The 14,294-nt window shown below is 43.9% G+C and carries 16 protein-coding genes; 14 read left to right on the top strand and 2 right to left on the bottom strand.

Going from position 1 to position 14,294, the window contains the following annotated elements:
* The first annotated feature begins 17 nt into the window (after positions 1-17).
* Positions 18-2,144 (top strand): NAD(+) synthase, encoded by a 2,127-nt coding sequence (locus tag Q7S57_04990; protein ID MDO8512606.1) that lies wholly within the window; start codon positions 18-20, stop codon positions 2,142-2,144.
* A 226-nt stretch (positions 2,145-2,370) separates the two neighbouring features.
* Here Q7S57_04990 and Q7S57_04985 read toward each other — a convergent pair whose 3' ends face one another.
* Positions 2,371-2,805 (bottom strand): cupin domain-containing protein, encoded by a 435-nt coding sequence (locus Q7S57_04985; GenBank protein ID MDO8512605.1) that lies wholly within the window; start codon positions 2,803-2,805, stop codon positions 2,371-2,373.
* A gap of 147 nt (positions 2,806-2,952) precedes the next feature.
* Between Q7S57_04985 and Q7S57_04980 the strand changes: the two genes are divergently transcribed.
* From Q7S57_04980 to Q7S57_04970, 3 genes are all read left to right on the top strand, one after another.
* Complete coding sequence (locus tag Q7S57_04980; GenBank protein ID MDO8512604.1) at positions 2,953-3,453, top strand: hypothetical protein; 501 nt, start codon at positions 2,953-2,955, stop codon at positions 3,451-3,453.
* Positions 3,454-3,614: 161 nt separating this feature from the next.
* The gene (locus Q7S57_04975) at positions 3,615-3,806 is read left to right on the top strand and encodes a DUF1059 domain-containing protein (protein ID MDO8512603.1); all 192 of its coding nucleotides are present in this window, start codon (positions 3,615-3,617) and stop codon (positions 3,804-3,806) included.
* Between the two features lie 215 nt (positions 3,807-4,021).
* On the top strand, positions 4,022-4,210 hold the full coding sequence (locus Q7S57_04970; protein ID MDO8512602.1) for a hypothetical protein: 189 nt from the start codon (positions 4,022-4,024) through the stop codon (positions 4,208-4,210).
* A 62-nt stretch (positions 4,211-4,272) separates the two neighbouring features.
* On the opposite strand, the gene Q7S57_04965 is transcribed toward Q7S57_04970, so the two are convergent.
* Positions 4,273-5,439: a glycoside hydrolase family 88 protein gene (locus Q7S57_04965; GenBank protein MDO8512601.1), complete on the bottom strand. Its 1,167-nt coding sequence runs from the start codon at positions 5,437-5,439 to the stop codon at positions 4,273-4,275.
* A gap of 21 nt (positions 5,440-5,460) precedes the next feature.
* Between Q7S57_04965 and Q7S57_04960 the strand changes: the two genes are divergently transcribed.
* The 10 genes from Q7S57_04960 (at position 5,461) to Q7S57_04915 (ending at position 14,290) form a co-directional block, all read left to right on the top strand.
* A complete protein-coding gene (locus Q7S57_04960) occupies positions 5,461-6,819 on the top strand; it encodes a hypothetical protein (protein ID MDO8512600.1) in 1,359 nt (452 codons plus the stop codon).
* 112 nt (positions 6,820-6,931) lie between these two features.
* Positions 6,932-7,732 carry a class I SAM-dependent methyltransferase gene (locus Q7S57_04955; GenBank protein ID MDO8512599.1) on the top strand — a complete coding sequence of 267 codons (801 nt, stop codon included), beginning with the start codon at positions 6,932-6,934 and terminating at the stop codon, positions 7,730-7,732.
* A gap of 9 nt (positions 7,733-7,741) precedes the next feature.
* Positions 7,742-8,500: an endonuclease/exonuclease/phosphatase family protein gene (locus tag Q7S57_04950; protein ID MDO8512598.1), complete on the top strand. Its 759-nt coding sequence runs from the start codon at positions 7,742-7,744 to the stop codon at positions 8,498-8,500.
* Between the two features lie 573 nt (positions 8,501-9,073).
* Positions 9,074-9,505 carry an NUDIX domain-containing protein gene (locus Q7S57_04945; protein ID MDO8512597.1) on the top strand — a complete coding sequence of 144 codons (432 nt, stop codon included), beginning with the start codon at positions 9,074-9,076 and terminating at the stop codon, positions 9,503-9,505.
* Positions 9,506-9,588: 83 nt separating this feature from the next.
* Positions 9,589-10,290, top strand: a complete 702-nt coding sequence (locus tag Q7S57_04940; protein ID MDO8512596.1) for a SprT family zinc-dependent metalloprotease — start codon at positions 9,589-9,591, stop codon at positions 10,288-10,290.
* Between the two features lie 206 nt (positions 10,291-10,496).
* Positions 10,497-11,060: a hypothetical protein gene (locus Q7S57_04935; GenBank protein MDO8512595.1), complete on the top strand. Its 564-nt coding sequence runs from the start codon at positions 10,497-10,499 to the stop codon at positions 11,058-11,060.
* A 77-nt stretch (positions 11,061-11,137) separates the two neighbouring features.
* The gene (locus Q7S57_04930; GenBank protein MDO8512594.1) at positions 11,138-11,908 is read left to right on the top strand and encodes a C39 family peptidase; all 771 of its coding nucleotides are present in this window, start codon (positions 11,138-11,140) and stop codon (positions 11,906-11,908) included.
* 90 nt (positions 11,909-11,998) lie between these two features.
* Complete coding sequence (locus tag Q7S57_04925; protein ID MDO8512593.1) at positions 11,999-12,271, top strand: metal-sensing transcriptional repressor; 273 nt, start codon at positions 11,999-12,001, stop codon at positions 12,269-12,271.
* Positions 12,272-12,293: 22 nt separating this feature from the next.
* Positions 12,294-14,012, top strand: a complete 1,719-nt coding sequence (locus Q7S57_04920) for a sulfite exporter TauE/SafE family protein (protein MDO8512592.1) — start codon at positions 12,294-12,296, stop codon at positions 14,010-14,012.
* A gap of 77 nt (positions 14,013-14,089) precedes the next feature.
* Entirely contained in the window at positions 14,090-14,290 is a 201-nt protein-coding gene (locus Q7S57_04915) for a heavy metal-associated domain-containing protein (protein ID MDO8512591.1), read from the top strand.
* Positions 14,291-14,294: the final 4 nt, after the last annotated feature.

Genomic DNA, 14,294 nt, shown 5'->3' with positions numbered 1-14,294 from the left:
GCATAGAGGAAACCAAAATGAAGAACAATTACGACTGGTACGATTTGCGTCATCATCGTTTTGCACGTGTCTCGTTGGGTGTAACACGGACGCACATTGGTGCACCGCGTAAGAATCTCGATGAACACATGCAGGTTTTACAACAGATGAAGCAGGAAGGTTCGCAATTTGCCGGTTTTCAGGAGCTTTCCATTACCGGCTACAGCTGTGACAAAATGTTTCAGAGCGAAACGTTGCAAGAGGCGACACTGGAAACATTGGCCGAATTGGCCGAAAAGACACGCAATTTTCCGATGCTCATCACAGTTGGCGCGCCAATCGTGCAAGGTACGGATTTGTATAACTGCGCAATTTCGTTTTACGGCGGGCGCCCCTTGTCGGGGCACATCAAAAGTTTCTTGCCAAACTATCGCGAGTTCTTGGAGCACAAGTTTTTTATTCCCGGCTATCGGTCAACCTTACGGCAGATGCGGTTGTTGGGAACGGTAATTCCCTGTGGTTGGGACATTTTGCTCAAGCACAAGTTTTGCGAAGACTTCATTTTGCATCACGAACTGTGCGAGGACATGTGGGTACCCATCAGTCCTTCCGCCTTTGCCGCCCTCTGGGGAGCGATGGTGGAGATGAATCTCTCGGCCAGTAACATTACAATTGGTAAAGATTTGTTTCGGCAGGACTTGGTCAAAGTCGCTTCCGGAAAAAACAACAATGTCTATTTGTATGTTTCCGCTGGTCCCGGAGAAGGAAATCGGGGACTTGCTTGGGACAACCAGATTCTTGTGGCGGAACGGGGCAACATTATTGCGCAAGGGGAGCAACGTTTCGGTTTCGAGTCGTCTCATCTTACGCACGATGTCGATCTTGGTTCTTGCGTGCAAGATCGTTTGGAGCAACACACGTTTAGTGATAACAAGGCATGGATTGAAAACATGTTGCGCCCCGGGGCTGTTGATTTCCGAGTGCAAGAGTTTGGGTGGTTGGATCAATCGCCAGTATCTTGTCCTGGTGTTACTTTTGCGAATCGGGGCGAACACTCTCCCCAGTATGTTCTAAAGCGAAAGATTTCTCGTACACCTTTCGTGCCGGAGGATCCGGCGGAACTTACTTATGCCTGCGAAACGGTGCACCGGATTCAAACGCACGCGCTAGCTTGTCGTTGGCGCTACATGCAGGAGAAGCAACAACGCAAAGTGAAGTTGTTGTTCAATCTTTCCGGCGGGCGCGATTCGGTAAATGTTGCCGGAGTGATCGCGCACGCGGCGGATCTACTCCATTACGATCATGACGATGTTGTTTGTTTGTCGATTCCGGGGTTTGGAACAACCGATGAAACGCGCGATCTGGCGCGAACAATCGGCGAGGCGTTTGGATTTGATTTCCGCGAAATTCCGATTGCCAAGAATGGTTCCAGTTTGGATGTACCTCTTTCGGATAGACCAGAACAAGTGTTGGGTCTGGCAGAAATGCTTCTTCTTCTCTCCGGCCACGATGGTTTGAAAGAGGATTTGGCATTTGAAAACGCGCAGGCCTGGTTGAGAACGGTTTTAGCTTTGACCATCGGGGCACGCGAGATTGGCATGTTTATCGGTACCGGCACGATGACGGAAGCCGCCGTGGGGTGGTTTACGATGCATGGTGACGGGGCCAGTCATTTCAATCCGAATGCTTCGATGCCCAAGAGTTTGGAAAAACATGTTCTGCTTTGGATGGCGGATCATGTGTTTGTGGGTCAACCGCTCGTGCGGGATGCATTTCGAGCAGTGGCCGGATTGGCGCCATCACCGGAGTTGACGCGCTTAGTGGGCGGTAAGCGAGTTCAGATTACGGATGAGATTATCGGTCCGGAAATCTTGCGCGAATTCTTTTTGTTTTGGGGGTTACGCTTTGGACGGCGTCCCAGCTGGATCAATCGCGCCGTTTGGGAAGTTTTCTCGGAGGGAGAACCAAGTTTTTCGTTGCCGGAGATTGTGAAGTGGCAAAAGGTTTTCTGGCGGCGGTTTTTTGACGGTCAGTATAAACGCAACTGCGTGCCGGACAGTGTGAAGTTGGGCCTCTTGTCGCTATCACCGCTTGGTGGGGACTTTGTGTGGCCGACGGAGGGTTGTGACGACGAGTGGCAAGCGGACTGCGATCGCGTGCCGTAAGAGTGAACCAAGGTTGTTCTTTGGCAGGAGTACGAATTCGTTCGTACTCTTTTTTTGTTTTCTTTCGTAAAAGAAAACAATCCCCCATAGCCCGCCCAACAGGGCGTTTGAAAAACAGAGAGCATCAAGTAATAAAAATTGTATTTCCGTATTGCGTGATTTATGTTTTGTTGGCGGGAGTGGTTGGGCTGTTGATTGTTTAAATTAATTTTTTCTTTTCTAAAACTTACCCGTTATAGTGGTCGCCTTCGTCGGCCACTGCGTCCGCTTTTGTTTTATGAATTGTGCCGTCGCGGTGTTCCGGTGGGGAATAAATTGTGTAAACTTTCATCGGTTCGGTTTGCGATGTATTGATTACGTTGTGTTTTGTGCCGGCCGGAATCACAAATGCGCTACCATCCATAATATTGGTTTCTGTGCCGTCCATAATTGTTTTACCATTTCCCATTTCGACGCGAATAAATTGGTCGAGGGTGTGCGTTTCTTCGCCGATTTCTTCGCCTGGTTGCAGATGCATCACGACCAATTGGCTGTGTTTTGCGGTAAATAAAACTTTACGGAAATTCTCGTTTTCCAAAGTCTCTTTTTCGATGTTGGTTACGAAGCCCATGAGAGTGTTGTTTATAAATAATATAGTGATTATATCAAATTCAGCTGTCATTGATAGTGCGGTAATTTTTATAGTTTGAATGATGAATAATGATTTATGAATGATGAGACGATTTTGTGTTTCCGGGCTTGACTTTTATATATTTAATGTTAATGTATTTTGGCGTCGAAATGTCCTTTTCTTTTTGGAGGTAGAACAATGAACGTTGATCGATTGCAACAATACCTGCAGCCGTTGTTTGGGATTAGGCCGCAAGGCGTGGTTCTTTCAGTGGGTGAATTGTGGAGCGACAGACCGCAGTTGATTCTTTCCGGTTTTTCAGGAAATGAACGGATTGAATTTGCCAACCGGCTGGGTCGTGAGAACATTCCGCGTAATTTGCAGACACAAGTTGCAACGGCGGATATCGCGTTTGAAGAATTTTGTGCCGACACAATCGAGGCGGCGCGTCGGACAATTGAAGAGCGTGTCAGTGAGTGTAATTGGGGTCTGTCAATCCCGCACCTGGAGAAAGGGGATCTTCTGGAACAAGGAGCAGACAATATCACAAAGCTGGCGCATTTTCAGACGCTTTCCTTGAAATGGCAACTTGATGTGCATGAGTTGAATTACCATTCAATGTCGGTTCAGCCTATGCAACTAGTATGGGTAATACCAACGAATACCATTCAACACATTTTCACGAAGTGTCGTTCGTGAATCCAGCCGCTCCTCAAGGGCGGTTTTTTTTGTTTTCTTTTACAAAAGAAAACAATCCCGCGAAGCTCCGCAACGCGGAGCGAAGTGGGATATTTGATTCTTTAAACATTTTGAAACTTGCGCTAATATAAAAGTGGTTAAATTGTTAATAAACAACCATTATGGAAATAAATTGCAAAGATGTCAGCGGGTGGGAGTGTCCGTTTTCGGCCAAAGACGAAACTGCCGACGGGATTCGTCAGTTGATGATTGATCATTTCTTGGGTGATCACGGTGATCAAATGAACGCTCTTGATGATAAAGCGCAGAACAAAATCTCCGAGAAGATCGAGGAGATGCTGGTTGGGCAGTAAAGAGAAACATCCCCCGTCGCTAAAGCTTTGGGGGATATATTATATTAGGGAGTATCCCTTCGCGGGATACTCCCTAATATAATATAAAAAACCCGCGGGTGACGGGCGGGCGGGTTAACTAGATAGCATCGAGAGAGATGTCGTCTCGTTTGTTGCGGCGAATTTTCAAAGACGCCATTGGTTTCTCGAGCCTTTTTTTGCAGTAAAGAAAACCGTTGGCGAATAAGCAAAGAAAGGGGACGGCTAAAACAGATCCGCAGGCCACGCATGTCCCGTACCCCAGAAACGAAGCCGGTTTAAGGACACAGAAAGACGCGGTAAGTGCAGTAATTACTGTCAAAATACTAAGAGAGGCAAAAACTATTTTTCCAGTTTTCCAAAGCATCGCATACTCTCCGATTTGAAAAAGAACAACTCAACAGCACAAAAACACCCTTAACGAGACTTATACTCTACTATAAGCCGATTATTTGGTCAATGCTCGGTATTTCAACAGCGCTTCAATAAAGTAGTAGTCGCCCCAAACAGTCCCACGGTCGAAATTGCCGTCTTTTTTATTGTATGTTCCGTGTAACAAAATACCATCTTGTTTTATGTTTTGGTTGAGGTAGTTATTGGAAGATAGTGAAGCAAGCGTACTGCCGGCGGTGTTACGATAAGCGACACTCCTCACCGGATTGATCTCCAGCTTGGCCAATTCTAATAGTCCGGATGTGGCGATCGCGGCCGCCGAACTATCGCGCGGTTCTTTCATTTTGTTTGGAACGCTAAAATCCCAGTAGGGGACAAAATCTGCCGGTAAGTTATTTATGTAAAAATCCGCCGTTTTTCTAGCGGTGGTCAAAAAATATTTATCGCCTGTTTCACGGTAAGCGATCGTAAACCCATAAATTGCCCAAGCTTGACCCCGTGCCCATGTTGAAGTTGGGGCGTAACCTTGAGCTGTGGTGCGACTAAGAATCTTGGCGTTGGCGGGATTGTAGTTTACCAGGTGAAAGGTGCTTCCATCTTTTCTGACAAAATCCCGTGCGGTATTTTTAGCGTGAGTTTTCGCTATTTCCATTAGTTTTGGATCGCCACCATTTTTAGACGCCCAAAAAAGTAATTCCAGGTTCATAAGGTTGTCGATAATTACTTGGTAGGATTTTTGATCACCATCCCAGGATTTTATCAGTCCCACTTTTGGGTTGTATCTTGTGGCAAGAGATTGGGCGGTTCGCAGGACAATTTTTTTGTCACTACTATTTTTTGATATGCGATAGGCATTACCAAAACTATTAAAAATCATAAAACCCACATCGTGTGTGACGGTATTGAATTGTTGTGATGTTATAAAAGTTTCGCGAAGGCGGGCTTCTTTTGCGTATAATTTATTTCCCGATTGTTCATAAAGTAACCACAAAATTCCCGGGTAAAAGCCACTGGTCCAACCGCTGGCGGTAGTAGTTTGCCATTTTCCGTTAGTGTCAGTTTGTATCGGAAAACGATTGCGGGGAATAACTTTGAGTGAACCGGCTACTTGTTTCTTTATTGTTTCGAATGTTTTTATGATTTCATTTTTTGTCAGAATGTTCGGAGTTATCGCGTCCGCGCAAAAAGGTGATATCAATCCGAAAACAAGAAAAATAATCAAGATTAGTTTATAATTGCCAACATGTTGTTTGAAGGAAAGCTGTGTAGAATATTTTGTCGAGCAGGTAGACATCTTGCGGTCATCTTAGCGTTGATTGTTTTGTTCGGCCAATTACCATTAGTCGCACTGGCATCGAGCACCGCGGTGGTTCCCATTAATTGGGATAGGTTTAGTAATCAGCGTCCGCAAGATCAACAAGGATCATTGTTTCGGGATATTCTCAATAATGCTAACAAATATGCTCTTACTACGTGGTGGCAGAAGCGAGGCTACGCGACACAAAAAGAGGCGTACCTCAATTTTTTTGGTAATGAGGAAAATAACATTCGTCCTGTTGCCGATGAAGCTTTTGCTTTAGCGGTTTCGTTAAAAACTAAGGCTTATGACAGCAAAATTACCGGAGTAGAAAAATCCACCGCTGAACAAAGGCTTAAAAAAATGGTCGTTTCTTTGGCGTTTCATCATAAGGTCACAACAAAGGATGGTTGGGGTAACGCCTGGCAGAGTGCGTTGTGGGCGAGTCGAGCCGGTCAGGCCGGGTGGTTGATATGGGACGATTTGTCGCTTCAAGAAAGAAAATATATTCAGAATATGGTGATTTATGAAGCGAACAGATTTAATACGTATCCGCCCCCTTACTACCGCGATCCAAACGGGAAAATTAATTATCCTGGCGATACCAAGGCGGAAGAAAATGCTTGGAATAGTACTATTTTGCAACTGGCGACGGCGATGATGCCTAACCATCCAAACAATCAAATTTGGCGGATAAAGATGTTGCAACTGATGATTTCTTCGTTTGCGCGTCCATTGGATATAACAAGTCGAGAAATTGTAGATGGGAAAACGTTGTCGCAGTGGTTGAAAGGATCTAATCTTATTAATGATGGAACGTTGATTAATCGGGGTCGATTGCACCCCGACTATATGACGACTGTTTCATTAAATATTCAAGCGGCGATGACATATGCTTTGGCCGGATTGCCTGTTCCCAAAACTGCAACTTATAACGCGGATATTATTTATAAAGCCTTATCTGATGGTAAATTTTTTAATTCAAATATTTATGTTAACGGACAATCAAAAATAAATTATCCGCGTGGCACGGTTTTGGGTACGGCGAGAAGAATGAATTTTGCCACATTGGATATCGAGGCAGATGTGTTTGGCTTTGACTACTCGGCGACAAAAAAGGGGGACTATTGGGCGAATCTCCACGCAAATGCGGTAAAGACAATGCAACTTAGATCAAAAGACGGTCGAACGTATTTATACAAAAACGAAGATAAATATCCCGGCAGGGAAGAATGGGTGGCAGAATTGGCCGCGGAGGGATATTTGGCCAAGTGGTTGCAAAATCAAGGAGCATTAAAAAAATAAATGTATTTTTCGTTTCATTAACATGACTAGGTTGTCATATTAATGAAACGTTCAGTAAATTTACGGAAGATATCTGACAAAAATTCTTAATTCTGTGATATGTTAGTTGATAATGCCGAATCAAGGAAGAAAAAATAATTACACAAAAGACACCTCTTGGCAAGGAGTGGCGGGATGGTATAAAGATGTTGTTGGCGAACGCGGTTCCTACTATCACCAGCACGTTGTTTTGCCCGGTGTTACACGGCTCTTGAGTGTTCAGCCTTATAGTTCCGTTTTGGATTTGGGTTGCGGGCAGGGTGTTTTTGGACGATTCATTGACGCTAAAGTTGATTATTTGGGTGTTGATTTAGCGAGTAGTCTGGTTAGCTTTGCACAGAAAAATGATCCCGCCAAAAACCATTCATACAAGGTTGCCGATATTGCCAAGGAATTATCTTTGGACAAAAAGGATTTTGATGTGGCAGTTTGCCTTTTGGCTTTGCAAAACACGGATAAACCGCAGGTGGTGATTGAAAACGCAATGAAACATCTTAAAGAAAACGGTCGGTTGGTGTTGGTAATCAACCACCCCTGTTTTCGGATTCCGCGCCAATCCGCTTGGGGTATCGACGAAAAACAAAACGTGCAATACCGACGCGTGAGCAGTTATATGACCGCGATGAAAATTCCGGTGGCGGCGCATCCCAGTCAGGGAGAGAAATCGCCCGTAACTATGTCAATGCATTTTTCACTTTCCGAATTGAGCGGTTATTTGGCGGAAGCCGGGTTTGTGATTGAGAAAATAGAGGAATGGGTTTCGGATAAAAAAAGCGAGGGTGGCGTGGCATCAAGGGAAAATAAAAGTCGGAAAGAAATTCCGCTTTTTATGGGAATATTAGCAAGGAAAGTGGGCTTTAAGGATTACCCTTAAAGTATTTCAATGCAACTAAAACTTGTCTGTCTCAATCTTTGGTACGGTGGAAAGTTATGGGATAACGTGGTGGCGTTTATCCGCAAAGAGAATCCCGATATCTTGGCATTGCAGGAAGTGATGAAAAGTGATGACCAGAAATTACCGCCCAATTATCGAACACTGGAAGAGTTGCGGAAGATTTTTAATTTTCCATATTGTCACAATGCGCCGGCGTTTGTGGGAACGCGTCCTGATATGCCGAAGGCGGAATTTGGGAATGCTATTTTGTCCAAGTATCCTATTGTAAAAGGTGAAGCTATTTTTTTTGATGTCCCATATGACGATAACTATGCGGAGATGAACGATTTTTCGTTTTCTCCGCGCAATTTGGAACATGTCGAAATTGATACGGGAGAACAAAAGTTAAATGTTTTTAACACGCAAGGTATTTGGGGTTTCGACGGTGATGATAATGAACGGCGATTAAAAATGAGCGATACGATTCGTGAGGCATATAAGGGCAAGGAAAATACGATTCTTTGTGGAGATTTTAATACGCAAGAAAATACCAAATCGATGGCTAATTTTGAGAAGGATTTAAAAAATATTTTTAAGGGTGAAATAAAAACATCATTTAATATGCGTCATAAGCCGGCTGGTTCCGGATTTGCCGGTGCGGTGGTGGATATGATTTACGTCAGTCCGAATATCAAAGTGTTGGAACATTATTCGACAAATGAAGACGTGACGGATCACGTGCCGTTAGTGGCGGTGTTGGAAATTTGAATAATCGGTGACCGACCCTGTCCTGCCCCTCGTAGCTTTACTGCGTCACGCCGTAGCTTTATGCGGAGGGTGAGCGAAGTGTGGACGACAGGGACGGTCCCCGATTATAATGTAATTGCGTTCGTACTTTTTCACCTCAAAGCCCCTACTCAACGAAAGGAGAACATCATGAAGATCTCGCATTTTCTGTTGCATTTTCTGGAGTTTGTTCTTGAGTAGAAAGGGGGTGGTCACTTTATCTTACGGCGCTGGTTAGCTCTGGGTTTGCTGTTGTCTTCCGCAATATCCGGAAGTTGCAGCCCTATGCGGATTTTTCTGCAAAAAAGGCAGTAACCGGTGTCGTAACTGCGTTCTTGTTACAACAAACTTCCATTAGGAGGCGCAGATATGACAGGGGAGCCCTTGAGGCTCCCCGTTTTTTATTTTATTATAGATAATCCTTTACAAAGGATTATCTATAATAAAATAACCCCACGAAGCTTTACTGCGCCACTCCGTAGCTTTATGCGGAGGGTGAGCGAAGTGGGGTGATTGTTTATTTTCCTTGTTTGTTTATGGTGCTAATATAAAAACATGGAAATAAAGCAGTTTACCGCCACAAAAGGATTTATTGTGCACGAAGGAAAAATCTTGATTGTGCGCGAATCCGGTGAGTACAAAGACGGAATAAATGTAAAAAAATATGGTGTACCGGGAGGGCGGATAAATCCGGGCGAACGTTTTGACGATTGTTTAAGGCGAGAAGTGATGGAGGAAGCGGGATTAAAGATCACAATCGGCAGGCCATTTTTTGTGAGTGAATGGCGCCCTGTTGTGCGTGGCGAAAATTGGCAAATCACGGCGATATTTTTTGAGTGTTTTGCGGAAAATAACGATGTCAAATTAAGTTCGGACCACGATGATTTTCAGTGGATTAGTCCGGAGGATTATAAAAATTACGCTTTAATTGATGATGAAATTAAGGTCTTTGAGGAGTATTTGAAATTTATCAAAAATGGCAATTGATACAGTTTCTGTTTCTGTTGACCGATTAAGGTCCGACCTCTAAGAGGTCGGACCTTAATGCGTAATGCGCTATACTGGTTTTTATGTTATTCGGGAAAAAAGAACCGGCAGTAGCGCTTTTGGGTATCAAGGTGATTCGCTCGCATCGGCGGACGATGTCTTTGGAGATTACAAGAGAGGGCAAGGTGGTTATTCGTGCGCCTTATCTTTTTTCGGAACGAAAAATCGCTAAATTCGTTAGTGAGAAAAAGGGATGGATCAAGAAGAAACAAGCAATTATTAAAAAGCGCGTCGCGGAAAAACCGAAGCGACAATTTTTGGCCGGTGAGAATTTTTTATATCTGGGTAAGAATTATGGCCTGCTGTTGGTAACAAGAAAAAGACCGCCCCTTGTTTTAACGGATTATTTTGAGCTTTCCGCTTTGCAAAGGCACCGTGCGCCGGCTATTTTTACACGCTGGTATATCGAAAGAGCGAAAGCGGTGATTACACCGATAGTGAATCGATTCGCGGAAGATAATACTCTAACGTTTAAAAAACTTCGGTTTAGTGGTGCAAGAACGCGTTGGGGGTCTTGTACCAATCGTGGCCACTTGAGTTTTTCTTGGCGGTTGATAATGGCACCGGAAGAAGTGGTGGCATATGTGGTTGTGCACGAGTTGGCGCATTTGGAACATCACAACCACTCAAAAAGATTTTGGAAATTTGTGGAAAAGATGGAACCGAGTTTCAGGAAACAGAGACAGTGGCTAAGGGAACATGGACATAAATTGGTGATAGACTGAAAAATTATCAATTTTCAATGACCAATTATCAATTAATGATCAATTCTTAAATTATCAAACAACGACGTCGTAATTGATAATTGAGTCATTGATAATTAATTGAAAATTGGGAATTGATCATTGAAAATTTTGGAGCTAATTTAGTGTTACAACCCTGCCGTTGTCGACATAGAATATTATTTGAAATGGGGTGTATAATCTACCCCATGGATACCAATATTAAGAAAATAGGCGGGGGTTTCTTGGGTGGCGCTTATGCCGTCGCCGTAGGGTTATTATTTTTGCTGGTACTGCGGAGTATCGCGACGCAAATCGCGCCTCCGCCATCACCAGTGAATGAACCTTATCCGGATATCAGTACACAGGAAAAGTGTTCTGTGGCTGGTGGTCGTTGGGTGACGGTTTCGCAGGACGTTGGCGGGAAGAATGCCATGCCGGTCGCGCCAAACGAAAAACCACAACCTTATTGTCAGGGGCCGCTTAGTTTTGAACGAGCACGGGATATTCAATCGGAAAAGAGTACACAAGTCTCACTGTTTGTTTTTGCGATTGGTGGCGCTTTGGCCGTCGCATCCAGTGCTTTTATGCGCCAAATAAGAGTGCTTCCAGTTGGGCTGGTTTTGGGTGGAATTGTCTCTTTCTTCATTTCTATTACCCAACTTTGGATGCTTTCGGCGGAACTGATGCGGCTGGTGACGGTGATTGCCTTGTTTGTGTTGGTATTGGTAGCCGGTTGGTACGGGTTTAGAGAAAAAGAAAAAACAGCTTAAGAAATTAAAGCGTCGCATTAAGGTCCGACCTATAAAGGTCGGACCTTAATTGTGGTTTTTTGTGTAATACTGAATTAATGAAGAAATTAATTGTTGCCGGGTTAATTGCGGTGATAATTATCGTTGTTTGGCTGTTTGTGCCAAGAATGACTCAAGAAAAAATTAATATTCAAGCGACTTCTAAAACAGAACCCGTTTTGCTTGTTTCACCGAAACTAACTAATCGGCCGACAACCCCTCCAACGTTGGTACCAAATCAAACAAAGAGTGTTCTGTTTGATGTACCGTTTATTGTTCAAGCGCCACGCCACAATTGGAAAGATCCTGTTTATCAAAACGCTTGCGAGGAGGCCAGTATTTTGATGGCGATGCGGTGGGTGGAAGGCAAGTCGCTAACCAGTGAAGAAGCGTTCGTGGAAATACAAAAAATTTCCGATTATTCAAAAGCGCATTACGGATTTTATTTGGATCAATCGGCGGAGGATTTGGCTAAACTAATGCGCGATTATTTTAAATATCCAAACGTAAGGTACCAGGCGAATATTCAAACGGTGGATATCAAAGCAGAACTTTTTAAGGGGAATCTGGTGTTAGTGCCCGTGAATGGTCAAAAATTAGGCAACCCATATTTTACACAACCGGGGCCGACGGAACATATGCTGGTAATTAAGGGCTATGACGTAGGAACTGGGGAATTTATCACCAATGATCCAGGTATTGGGAAAGGGAATGGGTATCGATATAAAGAAAAAATTTTATTTGAGGCGATTAGGAAATATCCTAGCGGTTATAAGGAAGAAATAATAAAAATTGAAAAAGTCATGATTGTGGTGGAAAGGACGGAGTGATAGTTTGACAGAAAGAACGAAGGGACTTATTCTCAATGGTAAACCTCCACCATAGGTGGGTGTACACAAGAACCTTAAACCCAACTTTTTATGGATCAATATCACGAAAAAACCATCATCAACTTCAAGAAGGCGCGTACTCATCTCGATAACATCATTAAAATGATCGAAGATGGCGAATATTGTGTTGATATTATGCAACAAAATTTGGCTGTCATTGGCCTGCTTAAATCCGCTCATCAAATGCTAATGGAGGGCCATTTGAATACTTGTTTTAAGAATGCGATGAAGACCAGTAACGAGGAGAAAAAACAAGAAATGGTGGAAGAAATTCTCCGTGTGACAACTCTAGTTAACAAATAGTGCTTAACCAAAATACAAACTTATGAAAACCATTGTTCCGATTAAGGGAATGCATTGTCGTTCGTGTGAAATTTTAGTTGGGGATAATTTGCGAACTGTTCCCGGGGTTAACCAGGTAGAGGTTAGTGTTCGTAGCAAGGAAGCAACTATTCACTCCAGTGAGTTGTTAGACATGGAAAAAGTGCGACGGGCCGTTAGTGATGCCGGGTACGCGGTTGGAAAAGATGATGCAAAAAATTGGCTTAGTAGTAATCCTAAAGATTATCGTGAGTTATTGGATGCGGTTGTTCTGACAGGTGTATTGTTTTTTCTGGCAAAGTGGGCGGGACTGCTAAATTTGAATGTTGGCTCCGGCAGTAACCCTTCTAGTCTTTTAGTTGTTCTAATGGTTGGTTTAACGGCTGGGGTATCAACATGTATGGCTCTGGTTGGTGGTCTGGTTTTGGGTGTTTCTGCACGTCATGCCGAGAAGCACCCGGAAGCAACACCAATGCAAAAATTTCGACCGCACTTCTTTTTCAATCTGGGTCGAATTATTTCTTATACGTTATTGGGTGGTGTGATTGGTATTTTGGGTAAGGCTTTTCAATTTTCCGGACCGTCTTTGGGAATTATGATGATTGTTGTGGGGGTTGTAATGTTTGTTTTGGGGGCACAACTCACGGAAATTTTTCCACGGCTTTCCGCTACCGGACTGACTTTACCGTCCGGAATTGCTAAGTTATTGGGACTGCGTGGTCGGCATGAGAAAGAATATAGTCATGGTAATTCCGCGTTGATCGGCGCGCTGACATTTTTCTTGCCTTGTGGTTTCACGCAAGCGATGCAACTATTTGCAATGAGTACGGGAAGTTTTACTTCGGGGGCGATGATTATGGGTACCTTTGCGTTGGGAACGGCTCCAGGACTACTTGGTGTGGGTGGTTTTACTTCGCTAATTAAGGGGTCTTTTGCTAAAAAGTTTTTCAAATTTGCCGGTGTGGTTGTTGTCGGGTTAGCTTTTTTGAATATTGCGAACGGCTACAATTTAACCGGTTGGCCGAGTTTCTGGAAGTTCAGTGGCAGTGGGACAACAGCAAATGGTGACGTTGCGACCACGGAAAACGGCTTTCAGGTTCTGCAAATGAAGCAGGGAGCATTAGGGTATTCACCCAACTCGTTCACGATCAAAAAAGGCGTACCGGTGCGCTTGGTCATTAATTCGGAAAATGTCAACACTTGCGCCGCAAGTTTTATGATTCCCAAATTGGGTATCCGAAAACAGCTTCAACCGGGAGCAAACACGATTGAGTTTACACCGAAAGAGGTTGGAGAAATAAAGTTTACGTGCTCTATGGGGATGTTTACTGGCAAATTCAATGTCGTTGAAAGTGCAGTTGGGGGACAAAAAACAAGTGCCGTGACAAAACAGCCTGTTGTTTCTCCAGTACCGACAATTGAGGCTCAAAATAGTGCTTCTATTCCCGGTGTCCAGTTAATCAAAACCACATTTCTTTCGCCACAGGAAGACATTTATCCTAACCAATTTACAGTTACGGCCGGAAAGCCGGTGCAATTTGATGTTGATGTAAAGGCGGATGGGCAGGGTTGTATGAGTACGATTATGATTCCAGGCTTGGTTGATAGTCCGACGTTTCTTGAGAAGGGGAAGACGGTCAGGTTTAATTTTACGCCCGAAAAAGGGTCGTATCAGATTACCTGTGCCATGGGCGTCCCGCGAGGAGTTATCGTGGTCATCTAAGGGGGGGGGTTGACATATTTATAGGGTACCTGTACCCTAGGTATAGGTATAATAATTCAATAACCTTCACCAAATCAATGTATACAACAAATTTCAAAGTTTCAGGAATGACCTGCCAATCGTGCGTAAAGCTGATTGAAAAGTCCTTGGAAAAAGTAAACGGAATACAAGGAATTACTGTCGATTTGGCTGGTAACGGCGCCGTTACCGCGAATCGCGAAGTTTCAAAAGATGAGTTGCAGACGGCGCTCGCAACCTTGAGCTATAAGGTTTCTTAATCAT

The organism is bacterium (genome assembly GCA_030647555.1).
Lineage (GTDB): Bacteria > Patescibacteriota > Andersenbacteria > UBA10190 > CAIZMI01 > CAIZMI01.
The sequence above is the reverse complement of the archived record's forward strand: the minus strand, read 5'-3'. Positions and strand labels throughout refer to the sequence as shown.

Coding starts and splice junctions, on each gene's coding strand:
- Q7S57_04990 (MDO8512606.1), top strand. CDS start 18: ATGAAGAACAATTACGACTGGTACGATTTGCGTCATCATCGTTTTGCA.
- Q7S57_04985 (MDO8512605.1), bottom strand. CDS start 2,805: ATGACAGCTGAATTTGATATAATCACTATATTATTTATAAACAACACT.
- Q7S57_04980 (MDO8512604.1), top strand. CDS start 2,953: ATGAACGTTGATCGATTGCAACAATACCTGCAGCCGTTGTTTGGGATT.
- Q7S57_04975 (MDO8512603.1), top strand. CDS start 3,615: ATGGAAATAAATTGCAAAGATGTCAGCGGGTGGGAGTGTCCGTTTTCG.
- Q7S57_04960 (MDO8512600.1), top strand. CDS start 5,461: ATGTTGTTTGAAGGAAAGCTGTGTAGAATATTTTGTCGAGCAGGTAGA.
- Q7S57_04955 (MDO8512599.1), top strand. CDS start 6,932: ATGCCGAATCAAGGAAGAAAAAATAATTACACAAAAGACACCTCTTGG.
- Q7S57_04950 (MDO8512598.1), top strand. CDS start 7,742: ATGCAACTAAAACTTGTCTGTCTCAATCTTTGGTACGGTGGAAAGTTA.
- Q7S57_04945 (MDO8512597.1), top strand. CDS start 9,074: ATGGAAATAAAGCAGTTTACCGCCACAAAAGGATTTATTGTGCACGAA.
- Q7S57_04940 (MDO8512596.1), top strand. CDS start 9,589: ATGTTATTCGGGAAAAAAGAACCGGCAGTAGCGCTTTTGGGTATCAAG.
- Q7S57_04935 (MDO8512595.1), top strand. CDS start 10,497: ATGGATACCAATATTAAGAAAATAGGCGGGGGTTTCTTGGGTGGCGCT.
- Q7S57_04930 (MDO8512594.1), top strand. CDS start 11,138: ATGAAGAAATTAATTGTTGCCGGGTTAATTGCGGTGATAATTATCGTT.
- Q7S57_04925 (MDO8512593.1), top strand. CDS start 11,999: ATGGATCAATATCACGAAAAAACCATCATCAACTTCAAGAAGGCGCGT.
- Q7S57_04920 (MDO8512592.1), top strand. CDS start 12,294: ATGAAAACCATTGTTCCGATTAAGGGAATGCATTGTCGTTCGTGTGAA.
- Q7S57_04915 (MDO8512591.1), top strand. CDS start 14,090: ATGTATACAACAAATTTCAAAGTTTCAGGAATGACCTGCCAATCGTGC.